This window comes from Spiribacter aquaticus (assembly GCF_007625215.1).
Classification (GTDB): Bacteria; Pseudomonadota; Gammaproteobacteria; order Nitrococcales; family Nitrococcaceae; genus Spiribacter; species Spiribacter roseus.
Map to the genome: position 1 here is coordinate 16241 of NZ_VMKP01000003.1, position 20113 is coordinate 36353.

The following is a 20113-nucleotide window of genomic DNA, read 5'->3' on the forward strand; positions in this document are numbered from 1 at the left end:
GGCGGGGCGTTCACCTTGGGTATGGATGCTCCAACTGGCCCGATACTGATTGCCGGGGGTGAAGACATCAGTACGGGACAAACGCTGGCCGGAACGCTATCCGCGCCGGCTGGCGCACTGGTGGTGAGTCCCCTGACAACCTTGATGCAGGCACTGCTGGACGCACGGCATGCGGTGGGCATTGCGGAGGTGGAGGCCACCATCGTCCGCGCGCTTGAGTTGCCCGGGCAGGATTTCTCCAACATGGACCCCATCGCGACTGCCCTTGAGGACGAGCAAGCGGCCGCCGACGCGATCAAGCTTCAAGCCGCTAACGCATCGATCATGAACGTTGTCGATGCCGGTATCGCCCTGGTCCGCGGCGCTGGGGCACAGATCGAAGCCTCGGTGATGAGCGATGCATTATACGGAGCCATGGCCGATGCGCTGGCAGGTCTTTCGGATGATGAGGGTGAAACCCTGGATCTCACAGAGGTGGATGATCTCGGGGCAATCCTTAAGTCAGCGGTTGAGTCATTAACGTTGGATGACGCCCAGCAGGCTCTCATTGATGCCGCTGTTGCTGATGTGGCGGCAGCACTCAGCGCCGTCAATCAGAGAATAGACGATGCCGCCGAACGCTTTGTTGATGCCGGACGAGTCGCGGCGACGATGCCTTATCAGACATCGCTCGATTGCAGACGGTGGCACAGGCGGACCTGCGCGAGGATATCTCGAGCCTCGTCGCCAGTGAGGCCACTGCGGTTCTCGATGCCCGCTACGCCGGCAGTGCATTGACCCGCAAGGTTGATGGTGCCGATACCGGATCGCTGACGCCTGATCAGCCCATCACCAGTGGCTCAAGCATTTCCGACTATGACCCACCGGTTCGATCTACAGCAGACCGGACCGCGCCAGCAATCAATAAATTCGAGGTGGTGGACGCGACCACGCTGTCTCTGACCAGCGATGAGTCGGGTACGGAAGTCCTTGATTCCGAGGATGGAGAAGAACTCGCGCAAGTCGATCTGACTGCCAATGCAGCAGCCACCCTCGATATCACCGCACAGAATACGGCCACTGTCGCTAGCCTGACCGTGGCCGACTCAGCCGGCAATCAGACGACTGCAGAGACAGGTGTCGTCCTTGGATCCGATGGAGAGGATACCCGCACCCAGTTCGACGACACGCCTGAATCGCTGTTCTGGTTTGGGTTTGATGGGGATGACGACCTGGTCACGTTGGATTCGGGCGATATCCTCGACGGCGGTCAGGGCACTGACACACTATTTCCGCTTTCGATCGGAAACGAAACCGTGACCTTCGATTCGGATGCGAGCATCCAGAATGTCGAGGAAATCAGTAGCATTGTGGGGAACAGTATCGATGTTGACCTCAGCTCCCAGACCGAGGGCTTTACGATCCGGGTGCTCAACGGGGATGACGTCATCAGGGGAAGTCACGGTAATGACCTTTTCGATGTAAAAGTGGAGGAGAATCAGGGGCTAACCAGGGGTATGAAGCTAGAGGGCGCCGCCGGTGACGACGAGTTCACGATTCTTTTCCAGGCGAATTTCCTGTTAAACGACTCCACGCCGACTACCATTGACGGCGGTGAGGGGCAGGACACGCTCGTATTTGTTGACTACAACGGAACCACAAAGGGTTCAGCAACGGCGAATGTTCTCGATCTGGACGATTTCGATGGCTCCACATACAACGGCGATGCCGATGCGTTTGATAATTTCTCCAATCTCGAAAACGTCGATCTGAGCGATGAGGATTCGGTCAGCTACACGATGCGTGGCACGGCCGGGACCAACATCCTCACGGGCGGCGGCGGTGATGACTTGCTGGAAGGGCGCGCTGGGGACGATCAGCTCAGTGGAGGTGGCGGTGACGACACCCTCATGGGGGGTGCGGGTGCCGATACGCTCGACGGGGGAGCGGGTGTTGATACCGCCTCTTATGCGATGAGCCCGGGCGCCGTTACCGTTGATCTCACCGACAATGGGAATAATTCGGGAGCCCATGCCGAGGGTGATCAACTGAGTAGAATCGCAAATCTCACCGGTAGTGGCTACGGCGACACCCTCACGGGCAATAACAGGGACAACCGCATTGACGGTGGTGCAGGGGATGACGACATCAATGCGGGCCCTGGTCTCGATACAATAAACGGTGGTGCAGGCGCTGATCAGATTCAGGGGCGGCGCGGTGATGACATCATTAACGGTGGCGATGGGGACGACACCATCACGGGTAATGCTGGTGCTGACACTATTGACGGTGGTGCGGGCGCTGACACCTACACCGCTGGTGATGGAACCGCGATCAGTGTGACGTTGAATACTGACACTGCAGCCACGGTTACGGTGACAGGCGGAGAGGACGACTCGATCGTCAATATCGAGAATGTCATTGGCACGGATGGAGACGACGCCATCACGGGTAGTGCTGGAGACGACGCTATCGCGGGTGGTGCGGGTGCCGATGTAATAGATGGTGGGAAAGGTTCCGATACGGTGTCTTATGCCGACGCCACCAAGGCTGACGGCAGCGTCCTAGCAGCAGGCAGTGCGGGCATAACCCTTGCTCTCAATGACCAGCCGGCCGAAGAGGTGAGACCGGGTGATACGAACGTCGGTGCAGACACGCTAACCAAGGTGGAGAACATCATCGGCACTCGAGCCGATGACACCCTGACAGGCGGTACCGCAGCCAACACCCTGACCGGTGGCGGCGGAGACGACACCATAGACGGCCGCGGCGGCGACGACACCATCACGGGTGGTGCGGGTGCTGATACGATAACGGGTGGTGCTGGTGATGATCAGTTCGCTTTCGCTCAGGATGACAGCACTAGAGCTGCTGTAGACGAAATTACAGATTTCGAGATTTCTGAGGACGTATTGGATTTTGACGACATGAACGACACGGCTATTGTCCCTGACGTAGCTGAGGTCGATGTTGGCTTGACAATAGGAGAGGGTGATCGTGCAGACGTCCACGCAGATATAATTAACGGTATGTTGTTGCTGTCCGTGGCTGATGGCGATCAGGACGATCTAAGCTTGTTTGATGGTCGTAACACCATAATTAGCGCAATGGAAAAGGCTGTTGAAGAAGCCCTCGGAGCGGATGATCCCAATGGTGCCGTTGTCGGGTTTGAGTTGGATGGCGACACCTACGTAATCGAGTGGACCTATAAAGAGGACTTCGGTTCTGCCACGCTCGAAAACGTTGTTCAGCTGAGTGGTATTACAGGAATCTCAGATCTCGCTCGTGCTGCTGCAGATGATGCCGTGGTCATTGCCTAGTCCTTCCACCCTCACCTGAGGAACAGTCCTGAGAAAGCCCTCGTCGCTTAGCGTCCGGGGCTTTTGATTCCATATGACGGGTCTTTGCGCGAGAAAGCGGTTTAAGTCACGAGCTCAGACTCCCATGGACGATATTCAATCCCAGCCGCAATGACTGCGGCTGTATTGTCCTGGTTTTCCGCCGATTCTGAGAATCGTGAGAGGACATCGTCCCGGTCCAGATCCGTTTCGAGGCGATTCAGCCAGTATGCTTTGCCATCGGCGTCCGGTAACCGGTCGAGAACGTTGGCATAAAGGGCGTCAATGTACTCGTCGTTGGTGGGTGACGCGCCATAGCGGTCGCTAAATTCCGGGCTGCCGATGAATTCGGCGGCAGCACGTTCCAGATCCGTTCCATCATCCAGTCGATTCACCCAGTACCCGAGACCGCTGGAGTCAGGCAGGCGATCAAATGCCGCCTGATAGAGTCTAGTGGCCATGGCGGGGTGGTCATTCATATGATGCGCGAGGGTGACGTCGCTGAACTCCAGCCGCTCGACATCAATGAGCGTATCCCGCCAGGCCGCGCCGCCATTCACCGGGCTGACCTGGAACTCTGTAGACCCAGGCTCGATCTCGTAGTCGTCAGCGCTTCCAGCATAGACTGCTGTGTCGATACCGGTGCCACCGTCGAGCGTATCGCTGCCCTTCGCTGCAACGAGGCGGTCATCGCCACCCATGCCATGGATCGTATCCACCGCGGGGCTGGCTTGCAGGACTTCACCTTCGTCGCGGTAAGGAAAATCCACATCGGCGATGGAGACTTCGCCGATCCGGCCATCCTGTTTTACACCGGTCGCGAGACGGACTAGGGAGTACACTTCATCGGGCCCCTTCACCATGCGGTCCATTTCAGGGGTCGTGCCCTCCTGCCAATACTCTCCCTCCGGTCCCTGGATAAATCCACCGTCTGAGCTGTTCGCTGCCGTGGCTGTGAGTTCATCGCGCCAGCGTTCGATGAAAACGCCGTCTTGATCCTGCATCAGGAAATGTTTGGGTTTGTCGTCATCTTCGAACCAGACACCATCGACGTAAATGTCGGCACGTCCATCGCGGTCGAAGTCAGCAATGTTCGGCGCGTATATGGGTACGCCTCGGTAGTCAATCGTCTCAAGGCGCTGTTGTGTTACGTCCGTGAATTCACCATTCCCATCGTTACGCAGAAATTGGATGGAGGCGGAGGGATCGAGGAAGCTGCCACGCGCGAAAACAATGGCGTCCATTAGTCCGTCGCGGGAGAAGTCGATGGCCTCGACACGCAGATCGTGACTGTCGACGTCCACTTCGGGCGCGCTATCCAATAGGGGGGGTGGAAGCCGTGAAATCACCTCTATGGAGGCATCTCCGTCAGGCGTTTCTTCGATTCTGGCGAGGACCGTGCCGCCATCTGCTGTTCCCGATCCTTCCACCCCGGAGTCGACAACCATGGCGGTTACAGAGCCATCACCCAGAAAGTCTGCAAGGGTCAGACCAGAACCATCCGCATCCTGTTTGAACTCAGCCTCCTTGAGTCCATCCTCTTCGCCCCAGTACATGCGCCGTGACACTGGCGGTTCATAGCCGTACCCCGCCGCGTATACGTCGTCATAGCCATCGCCGTTGATATCGCCGGCTCCAGCGCCATGTTGCCAACCAATGACCTCAGGCAGAGCTTGGCGGGAGAAGTGCTCTCCCTCGTTGATGAGCGCATACGGCTGAACAAAATGATCCATGTCGGCATAACCGGCCAGGAACAGATCAGTGCGGTCATCGTTGTTGAAATCGCCAGGCACAAATTCTCCGATGCCCTCAAAATGCCGCATATCGCCAGGTAGCCAGGCATCTGTCAGGTCCTGAAACTGACCCTCTTTCCACCCGAAGATGTGCATGGATATGTTCGAAAATTCGCCAGAGCCGTTAGGTTCATTTTCAAGGCCACCGAATAGGACCTCCTCCACGCCGTCGCCGTCCAGATCGACGGTGTAAGGGTCCTGATGGGCGATGGGGCGAGCACTGCTGTCTCTGTAGTATCGAAACTCCCCGGCATCCCGGAATGGGCCGATTCTGATGTTTTTGTCCATATGTCTGCTACTCCAGCCCTGTCTTTCCGGGGTGTCGCAAGTCGATATGTGTGAGAGTCTACAACACCAGGCGTCGACAGGAATAGGCGGCCGCAATGAAGCATAATTGCGAACTCTTCAATACATCCTCGATCGTCCCTTATTACTCGGCATTCGGGCTGGATCCGACTCTGGTGCGCTCAGGCTTAGGATTCCAACCGGCCGGCGTAGCGTTTGGCGAGAGAGGGGATGACTAGGGAGTTGCGCTTGTCTTTCCGACAGGGTTTTACGAAGAGCCCCTCATTCCAGCGCTGGAATTCACTCGCGTGGATGATGGCGCATTCGAGTTATCCCGCATCCATGAGGATATGGGACTGGGTAATGCCCGGGACTATGCGCCCCTTGATGCTGGATCCTCCGGTGCTGATCGATTGGTCGTGGTGGACCATGGGCTGGAACCCAGCGGTGGGTACGCCAGTTGGCCGCATGGCCACATCTATGTGGCAACGCTCGATGATGCTGGCACCCGTTTCGAGCAGGTGACGGACGATAAGGCGTTCTATCACTCCGTATCAGCGGGGGATATCAACGGTGATGGGCGCATGGACATCGTGGCGAGTCACATGAGGAGCAATTTCGGCGCTACGCCGCAGAACATTAATGTCTTCATTCAGAACGCCAATGGCGGATTCACGGAGGATCTGGCGGTTGCGGAGGCGATGGGCAACAGCGGTGGCACTGGAGCGGTAGTGGTCACTGACCGGACTGACGCCGGCAATGACATCCTGGAGGTTGCTTACGGCGATACCTATGGTGAGGACTATGCCGCGCGTGTGTTCTCGGGTGACGTCGATTCGGGGTTTGAGATCTCTCATCGAGTTGGGCGTGAGGGGTTGTTCGAGACGATGGGCGGCACACGAATCCGCGCCGCGGACCTGGATCTGGATGGTTCAAAGGAGCTTGTGACGAGTCTTGAGGGAACGCTGACTGCACACGAGAGTGGTTACACGGCCAATGGTCTGGAGGTCTTCAGTCAAGGACCGGATGGTGAGTACCAGTACTCCACCGACGTATGGCTTGAGCAAAACGCCTGGCGCTTTGAGACGCTCCAATTTCGGGAATTCGAGATCGTTGATTTCGATCATGACGGGTTCCTGGACTTGGTGCTCAATGGCTGGAATGGATCCTCGCTGCATAAGGGTGGCGGTTTCGATGTTGGATCACTGTTGTTCCGTAATGATGGCGAAGGGGCATTGGAGCAGCTGGATACGGACGCGGCGGCGGGACTCGTCAGTCAGCGTCTCCCGTCGCAACCGGAGTATATGCGCGTCATCCCGGCGGAGCCGGGTGAACCGCTGGAGCTCTTCGCCATGCTCCAGGACGGATCGACGCATGTTTTAAGCGTCGAGGCCGCATATCGTAACGAAGACGAGGTATTAAATGCGGCCGGCGATGGAACGCAGATTTTCGGTCGTGGCGGTGATGATGAGTTCCTGGTGCAGGGCGCGTCTCTTGAAATAGACGGCGGCGCTGGCCTCGATGAGGTTATTTATAACGATCGGGCAGGCCAACATCGAGTCGAGCGTCAGGAAGACCAATGGTCCGTAACGGATTCGAAGGGCGAGGCTGACAGGCTGACGACGGTGGAGCGCCTGCAGTTCGAGGATCAGTCATTGGGACTGGATCTGGATGGCGCGTCGGGGCAGGCCTATCGCCTTTATCAGGCCGCATTTGATCGAGCGCCGGACCCTGCTGGACTGGGCTACTGGATTGCCCAGGTCGATGACGGCATGGCCCTCGAACAAGCAGCCGCGCGATTCATCGACTCCAGTGAATTCCAGGATCTCTACGGCCAAGCGCCGGATGATGCTGCTTTCCTGACGGCGCTGTACGGCAATGTGCTCGACCGTGCCCCGGATAGTGACGGGTATGTCTGGTGGCTGAGTGAATTGCAGAACAATCCGGCGAAGACTCGAGAGAAGGTCCTGATGGATTTCTCGGAGTCTCCAGAGAACCGGGATAATGTCGCAGAAGTCATCGCGACGGGCATCGAGTACGACGCGTGGGCGTGATCGCCAAGGAGTAAGCGCATGTCAAGATTTGAACGCGTCATGTTGCTGCTCTCTTCAAGCTCCGGATTCTCTGATTTTTCGAGTGAAGCCTTCGCAGAAAATGGAGCTGCGTTGGATTCGAATGGTAGTGGAGCACTCGAACAGGCGCTTCACCTGACGTGGGCCCCATCTCATTGCTTACGCCAACCCCCCATATGGGGGGTCGTGGCTGCAGGCACGGTCCGATAACCTCACTCTCGATGTAGGGAGTGAACGGTGTAAGGATCATGAGTTTTGACTTCGAGACGCTGACTACTGAAGGAAAGGTCAATGCTGCGTATGTTGCCTACTACGGTCGCGCGGCGGACGCAGAGGGGCGAGCATTCTGGGCGAATGAGCTTGAGGCGGCCGATGGCAATCTGGATGCGATTATCGACGCCTTCGGCACTTCCGCGGAGGCGGAACAGCGCTATGGCGGTCGCGAACCCGCCGACGCCATCACAGCGCTCTACCAAGACCTATTCGGCCGCGGGCCAGACAGCGAGGGTCTGGCGTTCTACACCGGTGAACTCGAGGCAGGCCGGATCACCCTGCAGAGCCTGGCGCTGGATATTCTGAACGGGGCAACGAATGACGATGCCACGCTGATTAGCAATCGTCTTGAGGTTGCCGATCGGGTGACTGATGCCTATGAGACCCTGGAGAATCCGATAGACCCGGGGTTTGCCCGATTCGTTATCGGTGGCGTGGACGCGAGCGAAAATAGCTTGGAAACGGTCAATGGCTGGTTAACGTCCCTGGAGAGTGAAGACCCACCGTTTGCGGCGTTGGGCCGAGTAGCCACGGACGAGAGACCCGTCGGAGATCTCCCGACGGGTGCGGAAAGTGTCTTGGTGGGAGCCAGTGCCTTTGGACTCCTCGACCTAAATGAAAACGGCGAGAGTCTGCCCCAGGAGCTGATCGTCAGCGCGGAGGACGGTGGTCTTATCCGCGTGGGGGATTCCGCGCCCGGGCTGCTGCGTGTGGACGGCGAGGCCCTGGAAGCGCAAGGGGCAGGCAACACGATTCGCATCGGTGACTTCGATAGCGGGCTGGCACTGCTGGAAGACGGTGCCACGCTCTCCACTGTGGATTTACGTGTGGGGGAAAACGGCCGCGGTGAAATGATTCTGACCGGTGAGGGAACACAGGCAACCGTTTCCTCGGCTAACGGCGTGGCCAGTTTCGGAGACTACAGCTACCTTGCGATTGGCAGGCCGGAGGACAGCTACGGAAAGCTGGCGGTTGATGATGGCGCTGCCGTCGATGTGCTGACGCCTGATGGAAATACGGTGGGCGGCGGCATCCTCATTGCTGCCGAGGAGAACAGCCGCGGCGAGTTAATTGTTGATGGCGGCTTGGTGAACATCCGGGACACCGATGGTCTCGTTGGCAGTCGGGCCGGTGAGTATGGCGATGGTCCGTATCTAACTTTGGGGGCAGGTGGCTCAGGTCGGTTAGATCTTCTTGACAGCGGAAAAGTCACTCTGGAGGCCAGCAGTACCAGGCTTCTGGTGGGTGACCAGCGGAATGGCTCCGACGCCCAGGGAGTCATGAATATCTCTGATGGCTCCTCGTTTCGGATGATGACCGCCGAAGAGAATTCGGCACTCGAGGAAGACTTTATACTCGAGCATTATGCCGCGATTGGGCGTGATGGTGGCACGGGCGAACTGAACATCACGAATGGTGGTGTTTTCGAAATGGTGGGTCGCAATAAGTACGCCACACTCGAGTTGGGGCGAGATAAAGAGGGGCAGTCGGCAGGCAGCGGCAGTGTAACTGTGAGCGGCGCGGGCAGTCGCCTTGAAGTCAGGAACGAAAATACGGCATCGGGCGAAGCCTTCATCGGCGTGGGCCGCGACGGAGAGGGGTCGATGACCCTCGAAAACGGTGCGACGCTCGTTAGCGAGTTCGTCACCGTTGGTTCCCGAGACGGCAGCAACGGCACATTCTCAATGTCTGGTAGTGGCACAACCGCGTCGCTCGAGGGTGGAAGAGTGGAGTTTGGCGACATCGTCTACGGCACCCTGTTCCAGATGGCGGACCAGGCAGGCTCGAAAGGTCAGGCCTCGATTGCGAACGGCGCCAGCATGACGATTGATTCGAATGATGGTGATTACACAGGAATAGAAATCGCTGACGGAGTTGGGTCGGAAGGCGAGTTGACCATTACCGGCGTGAACTCGCGTGTAAAGGTTGACGGAAACGGTGATGAGCTCGCTGCACGGACCGCAAGCGTTGAAGTCGGTGCTGCCGGGACCGGATCGCTTACTTTGGAGGAAGGAGGCCGTCTGACGCTGGAAGCGAATGGTGTCATGAGCGTTGGAACCGAAGTTGATGGTGTCGGGACGGTAACGGTTAATGGGGCTGGCAGTGTCCTCGATGCCGGTGGCCTGATGATCATCGGCGCGCCAAAGCCGAACGACTCAGTAGATCGTTCCGCCCTGGAGCTGTCCGGCGGCGGTGAAGGCACTGTCACGGTCGGTGCTGGTGGCACGCTGCGCGCTGGCGAGGCCCAGGGTGATGGCGTTGGTGACATTTTCATCGGTGCGAACGGCACCCTGCGCGTCGAGGATGGGGGGATCGTGGAAGCGGATGTCGTCAACGACGCCGGGGGTTCCTTTATTACCGGTAACTCACCTGGCTGGGCCGCCATTGATGGTGACTTCGACTCGAGCGGCGATCTGCGTATGGAGTTCGCCGGCACGGGCGAGGGCGAATATGACCGATTGGATGTGACCGGTGAGGCCGTGCTCAGTGGTCTGGTTACGCTTGATTTCAGCCTGGATGAAGGTCTGGACGCGGGGGATCGCTTCACGATCTTCGAGGCGGACGAGGGGCTGGATATGGCCGCGGCCGAGGTGGACATTGCCGGCCTTGCCGAGGGGCTCGACGCCCGAACGGTGGTGACAGAGACCGCACTGCAGGTGGAGCTGGTATAGCTTAGACCGCCCGGAGCATCGAAGGCGTCTTGCAGCGATACCGGCGCTTTGAGGTAGAGAGAGGACTTCTCAATGGAGAATAATCCATTCTTTCAGCCAGTATCGCTGCCTATGGGGGATGCTTACAGCGACTTTTCACAAACCACTCGGGCGTCGGCGGAGAATGTGACCGCGACTGATCTCGACGGTGATGGCACGCCCGAGCTGGTCTTTCATCTCTGGTTCAACCCCTATAACCCCGGAGAGACAGACGCATCTGTGCCGAACCGTCTCGCGATATTGGACGCCAACGATCAGGGTTGGCAAGCAGTCGGTTCCCAGTGGATAAATTCGACACCTTTTGCACCAAATGATCTGGGAGGTGCGACGCGGCAGAACCGGGTTGCAGATCTTAATGGTGACGGAATCTCGGATATCGCCTGGTCTGTTAACCAGGAAGATGGGCGTAATGGGGATTCCGATTACGACACGTTAACTTCTATTCTCATTTCTACTGATTCAGGGGGGCACGAGGTCATCGCGCCGGGTCAGCCCTCCTGGTTCCATGCAGTTGGTGCGCGCAGTTACGACGCTGATCACGCACAGCCAGAGGGGATTGTCGTCGCGGCTGGCTACAGTCGCCTGCCCGAGGCATTTATTATCGACAAGTCGAACAATGTCACTGTCGAGGATTTGCCGGAACTTGGTGCGAGCACGCTTTTGAATCTGCAGGACTCGGCCCCTGATGACGGCAACATCTATTTCTTCACCGACGATAAGGAGGGGCCGGCTATCCTCGAGCGCACGCCGGCCGGCCAGTGGTCGATCGCAGATAAGGCGAGTATCACCGACGGGCTCGATATGCGGATTTTTTATGATGTGCCGGCCTGGAACGGTGACATCACCGCAGAACGTACCGCCTATCGTTATCAGGGTGAGTGGGTGGCCGGATTTGCGCCGAATGATGCTGCCGAGATCGATCTGGACGGCAGTGGCGACACTGCGATAGTTACGCATGTCGCTGGCGCCAGCCTTCGAGAAGCCGACGGTACGGTCGAGAGCCGCCCAGCTCAGTATCTGATGTTCTTTGATTTTGAGGACGGTGAGCTGACCCGGCGTGATATGCCGATCACGGGATATGACAGCGAATCTAACCGCAACTTCATCGACGTTCTCGACATCGATGGTGATGGACTCGAGGATGTCATCTCTTATGACTACGTGCGCTCCGAGGGAGCACCTCTGTTCATGGCGTATCGAAATACGGGCGAAGGCCGTTTCGAGAAGTTAGCGATAGAGGACATCCTTCCAGAGCCGCTGGATACGACTGGTAGCTCCCTTCTGCGCGATTTCAATGGAGACGGCCGACTCGACATTCTCGAATGGGCATCGGATGGCGGCGTCACGGACCCGGACGAGCCAAGCGCTGTCATTCACTATGCGGTACAGGATTGGATCGAGGCGGGAGGCGCTCCCGCGCGGGAGAGCCAGTATCAAGACATGGCCTACTTTCGGACTGTGCAGGAAGCCTACCTTGCCTACTACGATCGACCGGCTGATGCCGATGGACTGCTTTACTGGGTTGGTCAGCTTGCCGATAGCGACGGCGGTGTGGATGTTGTTATTGATGCGTTTGCGGCGTCGCCGGAGGCAGAGGCGCGCTATGGAGATATTAACGGCAGCACCATCGACGAGGTCGTCACCATGATCTATCAGGGGCTTTTTGACAGAAAGCCCGATGCGGCCGGGCTGGCGTTTTACGTCGATGGCTACACGGACGGCGACTATACCCCCGGATCGATTGCGCTGGACGTTGCGGCAGGCGCGGTGGGTGAAGACGACCTGTTGCTGGAAAACCGCATCTCACTGGCGATGGCGGAAAGCCTGATTTAGCTGGGTATCTGTCTGAGCAAGGAGGCGTTACACCATGGCGTATGAGGATTATTACGAAAAAGTCCAGGAAATCTATCTGGCTTACTACGGGCGCGCCGCCGATCAGGAGGGGCTTGCCTACTGGTCCGTCCTGCTCGATCAGGAGGATGGGAACCTCGATAACATCATCGAGGCATTCGCCAACAGTGAAGAGTCACAGAATCGTTACGGCGATTTGGGCAATGCGGACAAGGTCACTTCGATCTACCAGTCGCTTTTCGACCGTGATCCGGATCATACTGGTTTGAACTTCTACGTCAGTCAGGTTGAACAGGGAGCGATGACCGACGCGACGATTATGCTGGACATCCTTAACGGGGCGCGCGGCGGTGATCGGGAAGGCATTGATAGCTTCGTGACCTCGGCGATGGCGGCGCTCGATAGAACTTCCCTCAATCAAGCCGCGAGCGGTTACGCGGAAGAGTTCACCGCAGAATCTGCCCTACCGGAAACTCTCGCCCTTAGCGACGGCTTTGTTTACGAGGTGGTCAGCGGTACTGCTCAGGATGATCAGTTTACCCATCTTGGCGGTGACAAGATCTATGTCGGATTTGAGGGCAATGATCGGTTTGATGTGGATCCAGCGGCAAGCGGTCGGGCAATATTCGTCGGTGGCGAGGGCGACGATACCTACAACTTGCGCGATGCAGCCATTGTTGTGGTGAAAGATTCCGGGGGAGGGTCTGACACAATTAATAGCTATGCCGGCTCTGCCATTTCCAGCAACTACACGGTAGACAATAAAGCCTTTGTCTCGGAATTCTATACCGCTACCGGCGAATTTTACGGCAATATACTGATTGGTGACCTAAGGGCGCCGGAAGACTATATTGAGAGCCTCAACTTGGTCGGCGTCTTTAGCGAGAGCTTCAGTCAGAATCAGGCAATCGAAATCTACAAACAGTTCGATAATTGGTATGGCAATCGCGCGGCCGAGGATGTTGGCCTTTCCGGCCTGCAGGAGGATATCGACACGATAAACGCGTTGGTTAATTAGATCTCTGCCGGGAGTATGGCATCAGCACGCCTGCTTCTATGAGTGGAAGTCGACGTATGGCGGCCTCGAGGCCTCGGATCTGAAGCGCCTGAAGGAGCTGGAGGCAGAGTAGCTGCCCCGGCTTTGGTCGCTGTTTTCGAAGACCACGCGCGCTGGGGGTTCTGGAAGTGCTTCGGCACGCTGTGGAACCGAGGTCACCGCTGGAGGTGACTCAACATCATCGACGAGGGCACGGGTGGATTAGATAGGAATTGGGGTGATAAAAATTCCGTTAGTAAGTGAATCAAGGTGGTAGTATGTCCTATACTGACTACTATGAAACGGTTCAAGAGGTTTACCTGGCGTATTACGGCCGGACCGCGGACGTGGATGGTCTCGCTTATTAGTCCAGCCGGCTTGATGCCGAGGGTGGTGATCTCAGTAATATCATCGAGGCGTTCGCGACGAGCGCGGAATCCCAGAAGCGCTATGGAGAGCTGAGTAATAGCGATAAAATTACGGCAATATATCAGTCGCTCTATGATCGGGCGCCGGATCCGGGCGGATTATCTTTCTATCTTGATCAGCTTGAACAGGGGAAGATGACTCAGGCGACGATCATGCTCAATATCCTTGATGGTTCAAGGGGCGTGGACCTGGCTCGAATTGACCGCCTGGTTGACTCGGCCATGAACCAAATCGATAGCGGGCAATTAGAACGCCTTGCATCTGAGTATGGCAGTCAACGGGAGCCTGACGCGGCTCAGCCGGGCACGTTGAGCCTCTCTGATGGCCGTGTCTACGAGGTCGTGGTAGGGACCAACGGGGCTGATACATTCGCTCACGCCGCTGGCGATAAAGTTTATCTCGGTCTTGCGGGCGATGATCAGTTGACCGTTTTGCCGGATGCAAGCGGGCGCGCCATACTAGTTGGAGGCAGCGGCGATGATTACTACGAGGTGCGGAGTACGGAGGCAGTCATCGTCAAGGATTCTGGTGGAGGAGACGATACCCTGAACTGGCTTGCTGCGAACGGCAGTAGCCAGAATTACACTGTTGATAATCGCATCCTTGTGCAAGAGACCGACCGTACATTCTCCGGAGATATCATGACCTCGTGGATCGGAGATCTGCGGGCATCGGAAGATGTGATAGAGGCAATTGGACAAGGCGAATCAGCGATCGAGCTGGGGCTTGGCCAGGAACAGTTCATCGATTTCCTCAGCCAGTACCAGAGTTGGAGGAGAAACAAGCCGGCTGGTGACGTTGGATTGGACGGATACCAAGAAGACTTGACGGCGATCGCCGGGCTTAATGCTCAGTATGATGATGCGATGTGACTCGCTTAGAGGTCTTCCCCTGGTTTGGAAGTAATTGATTTTGAGAAACATTGTCGACCAATGAAGGGGGCTGATCCCATGGTTTTTGATTTTGACGCGCTCTCCGCCAATGGAAAGGTTTCAACACTCTACATTTGTGCAGTCTCACGAGGTTGCTCCCGGAGAGTCCGACGGTGCTGATCGGTGCCTTATGGTTAAGACTACCGTGCTGGCGATATCGGTTATGGCCGTAAAGCCAAGGTGGCAAGTGCTGCACTCGCTCAGTAGAATTTGTATAGGCGAGGGCGTAGACTGCCTTCATTCAAAAATACCTGGAAGTGCGACCGTGTATCGAAATCGGCACGATATTCCTTGGATGTCGGTATTATGACATCAAGCTGGCTATCGGCATTGATATCTACCGGCGCGACCTCCTTGGAGTCGCTGTAAATACAGGAGGGAGGGCTCCAGACCCCTTGATATCAAGAGCCGGGTGAGACCTCATCTTCTGTGAATCGGTGTATCGTCTCTTCCGTGACGAGTTTGAAGGGATAGTTGCTGGGGTCTACGGACCACTGTTCTGAGTCGCTGCCGTTGCTATCCAATGCTATGGCGTCATCCCCTGCATACCCCTCGGGCAATAACGCCACGTTACCAATCACGAAAGAATTGTGTAGGACGATCCGGCGTTATCAGGCAGACGGGCATTGCGGGAGTTGTATTGAGTATAGGAGCCTGAAAAACCCCGGCGCCCAAGGGGGGCCGGGGTTTTGATACCTCCATCCTAAGCGGGTCACGCTATGGCAAGGCTCTCTTCCGACTCCGTGAACCCGACCATCACAACGGCCTCGGCTGCGCCTTCCTCCAGCTCTCCAACCCAGTAGGCCCGTCCGGCATCGTCGGCGGCCCGGTCCAGCACATTGGTGTACATCAGGTCGACGAATTCGCCGTCCGTCAGATCGCCATACAGACTGTCGAACTCGGCTGAGTCGACAAAACGGGCGGCGATGTCGGTGACCGTCAGGCTGTCGTCTTTCTCAAGCCAGTAAGCAAATCCCTCGCCGTCGGCTGCGCGGTCAAAGGCCGCATCATAGAGTCGGCCGATGGCATCGGCGCTCTCGCTGAGGACCGCATCCTCACGCTCGCTGAGGTTCTGGATGCGGGTGTCTTCGCTGGCTGGCGTCTCCGCCTCGGCAAACGGGGTGTCGGCATGCTCCGCACCCATGTACTCGGCGAGGGCATCCTGCTCCGTCCCCGTGGCGGCAAAGGTGAAGTCGCCATTCTCGATCGTGCTATCCGCAAGGTCGACGCGCTCAATGATCGTGTCCTCGTTGAGCGGGTAGTCATCGCCGCCGTGGGCGAGGAAGCCCAGCGTGACCACCTTTAGCGTAGCGTCAGCATTGCCAACGAACTCGCCATCAGCCACCAGCACGTCCTGCGTTTCGCCGGCCTCGTTGACGATGGAGGCGCTTTGGATGCGCTCTCCAGCGGGCTGCTCCACGTCAAAACTGTACTGAATGCCGCTGACCTGCGCGAACTGCCCGGGCGTCGCCTCGCCGCCGGAAGCGGCGACCGCGTGCTCGAGGACGTCCGCCAGGGAGCTGCGGGCCATCGTGAGAACGGTCAGGTCGTTGTTGAAGCGCAGAGATGAAGCCGCATCGAGCTGCGAGACACCCCCCGCGGGCTTGCCAATCGCATCATCGGCGGCCGGCGCCTCGAAGCGGGGCTCGGCATCGCCCCCCTCGACGACGACATTGCCAATCGGCTCGCGGATGCCGCCGCCATTCTTGAACGACACCACGACGTCGTCTTCCACCTGGTTGGCGTACCAGAGATTGGCGTCGGCGGTGAGGTTGCCCAGGTTGGTCTCCTCGGTGCGGACCGCCTCGCGTTCGCCGGTGAGATAGACGTCGGTCAGGCCGAGGATGTTGCCGTCCTGCACCGATACAAAGTCGGCGGCGGCGTCAACGAGGTCCTGAGCGATGGCGCCATCGGTACCCTCGGCGAATGCGGACTCGGTATCACCCCACAGGGCAGCGACCTGTTCATCCGTACTGGCAAAGACCCCGGAGGTCTCCGGGTCGATGGAATCGGCGATGAGCCCGCCCTGTTCATCGAACTCCGCGACCAGCTGACCGACATAGCGCCAGCCGCCATCGGTGTTGACGATGGCCACATCGTCCCCCGCGGCGTCCTTGGTCAGGATGGGGTAGGTGTCCACCGGCTCGGGAGCTCCTTCAAAAAGGCCCCGCTCGGTATCCTCACTGTCGGCGAGCAGGCTGTTGGAGCCACCGGCGATGACGATATCCACCCCGTCGAGCAGCGTCGCCAGCTCCTCTTCGAACTGCAGCTGCTGGAGATGCGACGAGAGAATGATCTTGTTGACGCCCTGACCCTCGAGGTCATCGATGATCGGCTGGATCAGATCAGCCAGCGCCTGCATGTCATTGCTGCCGCCGGTCAGCACCTCGGTATCACCCGGCGAGGAGACACTCTCGAGGATCTGTGTGGTCACACCGATGACACCAATATCCTCACCATTGACTTCCTGGACCATGGCCGGTGCAAGTTTGGAGGAGTTATCCCCGGCGGCGATCTCCTCGAGCGTGGCATTCGATTCGCCGGAGGTGAGAATCTCCTCCGTCGCCAGCGAAGCCAGATTGCTGTCGCCGGAAAAGTCGAGGTTGGAGGAGAGGTAGGCGAAATCCGAGCCGGTCCACTTGATGTCGGCCAGCGTGCCGCCTTCGCCGACCTCCGGTGCGATCATATCGGCGATCAGCTCCGTCCCCTGGTCGAACTCGTGGTTGCCCAGGGTGACGGCAGCCGTGTCCATCAAGTCCGCAAGTAGCGTCTCGACCCGGCCCGAGGCGGCCTCGATGCCAGACAGCGTGCCGGCCGGCTGGTTGTAGATGGCCTCGGCGGCCGCCTGAATGGCTGGCTGCAGGCTGTCATCCCCCGCGGCGGTCAGATACGGTCCCGGCAGCACCAGATCGCCCGAACTGAGCATCAGCGTGTTGGGGTTCTGGTCCTCGAGATGATCGACAATGGAAACGAAGTTCGGCGCATTGAGAAGGTCGCCACCGCCGCCTTCCATATCGGCGGCATGAAGCAGCTGCAGGCTGTAGTTGCTCACAATAATACTCCCGGTGTTGGGTGAGGTTTTCGCCGGCGGAGGTTATCGAGGGACAGTGACAGGGTAGTGACCCGCCTGTGACGGTTCTATGAGAGCCGGATTACACGGACGGAAAATTGGGGCGTTTTCTTGTGGCGGGTTATATGAAGGTGAGCGACGAGTCGTCGATCAGCTCATTCGAGCCGATGATCTTTTGCTCAATGCGCTCAACGTCGTTGGAGGCGTCGTAGGCCCAGTCGGTGGTGGAGATATTGCCGGCGACGGTGGCGACGCCGTCTTCGAACATCCAGACCGGGCCGCCGCTGCTGCCCGGGGCCACATCCTCAGCCTCGTAGATGTAGTAACTGCGCCCGCCAATCGACTCGCCCGCCTGCCGAAGGCTGACGATTCCATCGCCGTTGACCTGCGCGCCGTTGGCGTAACCGGGATAGCCCGATACGACTACATCCCCGGCCTGTGGACTGGTGCCAATATCCATATAGCCGTACTGGTAGCCCAGCGGCTCTTCCAGGTGGAGTAACGCCATGTCGTAGGTCGATTGCTCCAGGCTGATCCGCCCGCCAAAAGTGTCGACGGGATAGCCGTAGAGGCTGACAGCATCGAATTGGCCATAGGGCGAAGCGCCTTGATCATAACCGGGTGCAATGCTGACCGACTGTGCCCAGCCGCCCTCGCTCTCGGCGGTGTGGATCACATGAGCTGCGGTCAGGACAGTATTCGGGCCGACCAGCACGCCGGAGCCCTGGCTCTGGGACAACTGCCCGTCGTCACTAAAGACGGATTCGATTTGAACGATCAGTGGACTAGGATTGCCCGCAGTGGGCCAGATGCGACCGTCTTCGCCGTCCATCTCCGGTCGGAACAGGTAGTCGGTGGTGTTATTGGCACTAAGCACCATGTCGTAGGCGGAGTCGCCCAGAAAGCCGAAGTCGCTCCCCTTCGTGTCGGTGAAACGGTAGCTGTCGGCGTCGTTGAGAACGGACTCTCCAGTCAGTGTGAGCAGCGCCGAATAATCGTCTTCGAGTGACCAGTCAAAGAGCGCATCAAGCTCAAGGGCTTCCCCGTTTCGGGCGCCCGCAATGGCAGCCTCGACCTCAGTGTAAATCGTCTGCGCTTCGTCCGCCGCCAGCGGTGTGTCTGGCTCGTAAACGCTCTCCGGTGCAATCTCGTACCGGGTCGGCAGCGTCTCCGCAGCGAGGGCCTGTTGCAGCGTCAGGGTCTCGGTGGTGATATCGGCGAGAATGCCGGGAATCGCGCTGGCCGCCGGCGGAGGGGATTCGCCGATGATATCGATAAAGGCGGCTGCCTCCTCGGCCGTGGCATCCACGGATGAAGAATCCGGCCCCCAGACCGTCTCGGTAAAGCGGGATGCTGCGGTCAGTTTGTTCTCGAGTATCGTTGCGTCGGTGTTCTGCGCGCCGTTGGCGATTCGCAGCGAAATCTCCGCAAGGCTCCAGCGGCCATCGGCCAGCGCCTCGGTGTAGAAAGCGAGGCCTTCGGTATCAGCCGAGCGGTTGAATAGCTGTTGATAGAGGCCCTCGACCAACGCCTGGTTATCCAGATCACCGAAGCGGTTCTCAAACTCGGCCGACTGGCTGAAGTCCTCCAGGATCCCCGTGAGCGATCCGTCGCCCAGCCGGTCACTCCAGTACGCGTAGCCATCCGGATCGGCCGGGCGACCGTAGTTGGCGACATAGATTGTCTGGATGAGGCCGTCGTACGCCATTTGTTCCTGCGATTCAGTGAGTTTTAGCGATTATGCCAGGTGCCGTCTGCCCAAGCCGGCACCGACCTAAGCGCATCCGTCAGACATTGGTGCGAGGTCAAAGGTTTACATCTCCGTGGACGAAGGCCTACGAGCTGACTCGTATTCTGAGAGTAGTTCATGTACTCGTACCAAAACCGAAACAGAGCCGTTGAGTTCTATATCCAGCATCGCTGTGGCGCCGCTGCAGGCCTTGACATCCCGGCCCGCTTTCACCATTCTCCTCTGCTGTTTTGGAGGGATACCCAAGCGGTCAACGGGGGCAGACTGTAAATCTGCTGGCACAGCCTTCGGGGGTTCGAATCCTCCTCCCTCCACCAGATTTCTGACCCGCGGCCGTCGCGGGCCCGGGCACGCGGGTGTAGTTCAACGGTAGAACCTCAGCCTTCCAAGCTGATGATGTGGGTTCGATTCCCATCACCCGCTCCAGAGCAAAAGCCCATGTAGCTCAGGGGTAGAGCACTCCCTTGGTAAGGGAGAGGCCGGCGGTTCAAATCCGCCCATGGGCTCCAGATCCAGTGAACTTTCAGGGGGTAACCACCGTGGCCAAGGCGAAATTTGAGCGCAGCAAGCCGCACGTAAACGTTGGCACGATTG

General features: G+C 58.2%; 10 protein-coding genes, 3 tRNA genes and 1 pseudogene. 11 read left to right on the forward strand and 3 right to left on the reverse strand.

The window, feature by feature from the left end; all coding sequences use genetic code 11:
• The first annotated feature begins 144 nt into the window (after window positions 1-144).
• Together FPL11_RS06515 and FPL11_RS06520 are read left to right on the forward strand one after the other, a co-directional pair.
• Window positions 145-777 (forward strand): hypothetical protein, encoded by a 633-nt coding sequence (locus FPL11_RS06515; RefSeq protein WP_144347943.1) that lies wholly within the window; start codon window positions 145-147, stop codon window positions 775-777.
• A complete protein-coding gene (locus FPL11_RS06520; RefSeq protein WP_144347944.1) occupies window positions 774-3299 on the forward strand; it encodes a calcium-binding protein in 2526 nt (841 codons plus the stop codon). Before FPL11_RS06515 ends, FPL11_RS06520 begins: the two co-directional genes overlap by 4 nt.
• 101 nt (window positions 3300-3400) lie before the next feature.
• Here the strand turns inward: FPL11_RS06520 and FPL11_RS06525 are convergent, their stop codons facing one another.
• Window positions 3401-5398 (reverse strand): DUF4214 domain-containing protein, encoded by a 1998-nt coding sequence (locus tag FPL11_RS06525; RefSeq protein WP_144347945.1) that lies wholly within the window; start codon window positions 5396-5398, stop codon window positions 3401-3403.
• Window positions 5399-5703: 305 nt separating this feature from the next.
• Here FPL11_RS06525 and FPL11_RS06530 point away from each other — a divergent pair, with 305 nt between their 5' ends.
• The 6 genes and pseudogenes from FPL11_RS06530 to FPL11_RS06550 all read left to right on the forward strand — a co-directional run bounded on the left by FPL11_RS06530 (window position 5704) and on the right by FPL11_RS06550 (window position 14639).
• A complete protein-coding gene (locus FPL11_RS06530) occupies window positions 5704-7449 on the forward strand; it encodes a DUF4214 domain-containing protein (protein WP_144347946.1) in 1746 nt (581 codons plus the stop codon).
• A 266-nt stretch (window positions 7450-7715) separates the two neighbouring features.
• The gene (locus FPL11_RS06535; protein WP_144347947.1) at window positions 7716-10412 is read left to right on the forward strand and encodes a DUF4214 domain-containing protein; all 2697 of its coding nucleotides are present in this window, start codon (window positions 7716-7718) and stop codon (window positions 10410-10412) included.
• Between the two features lie 72 nt (window positions 10413-10484).
• Window positions 10485-12284, forward strand: a complete 1800-nt coding sequence (locus FPL11_RS06540; protein ID WP_144347948.1) for an FG-GAP-like repeat-containing protein — start codon at window positions 10485-10487, stop codon at window positions 12282-12284.
• 34 nt (window positions 12285-12318) lie between these two features.
• A complete protein-coding gene (locus FPL11_RS06545; RefSeq protein WP_144347949.1) occupies window positions 12319-13320 on the forward strand; it encodes a DUF4214 domain-containing protein in 1002 nt (333 codons plus the stop codon).
• A pseudogene (locus FPL11_RS10210) lies at window positions 13320-13429 on the forward strand (transposase); the annotation flags it as partial. The gene FPL11_RS06545 and the pseudogene FPL11_RS10210, both read left to right, overlap by 1 nt.
• Window positions 13430-13748: 319 nt before the next feature.
• Window positions 13749-14639: a DUF4214 domain-containing protein gene (locus FPL11_RS06550; RefSeq protein WP_268815723.1), complete on the forward strand. Its 891-nt coding sequence runs from the start codon at window positions 13749-13751 to the stop codon at window positions 14637-14639.
• A gap of 772 nt (window positions 14640-15411) precedes the next feature.
• On the opposite strand, the gene FPL11_RS06555 is transcribed toward FPL11_RS06550, so the two are convergent.
• The gene (locus tag FPL11_RS06555) at window positions 15412-17751 is read right to left on the reverse strand and encodes a DUF4214 domain-containing protein (RefSeq protein ID WP_144347951.1); all 2340 of its coding nucleotides are present in this window, start codon (window positions 17749-17751) and stop codon (window positions 15412-15414) included.
• A gap of 139 nt (window positions 17752-17890) precedes the next feature.
• Entirely contained in the window at window positions 17891-19477 is a 1587-nt protein-coding gene (locus FPL11_RS06560; protein WP_144347952.1) for a DUF4214 domain-containing protein, read from the reverse strand.
• A gap of 274 nt (window positions 19478-19751) precedes the next feature.
• On the opposite strand from FPL11_RS06560, the gene FPL11_RS06565 reads away from it, so the two are divergent.
• The 3 genes from FPL11_RS06565 (at window position 19752) to FPL11_RS06575 (ending at window position 20028) form a co-directional block, all read left to right on the forward strand.
• Window positions 19752-19836 (forward strand) — tRNA-Tyr (locus tag FPL11_RS06565).
• Window positions 19837-19871: 35 nt separating this feature from the next.
• Window positions 19872-19945, forward strand: a tRNA-Gly gene (locus tag FPL11_RS06570).
• 8 nt (window positions 19946-19953) lie between these two features.
• A tRNA-Thr gene (locus tag FPL11_RS06575) sits at window positions 19954-20028 on the forward strand.
• Window positions 20029-20113: the final 85 nt, after the last annotated feature.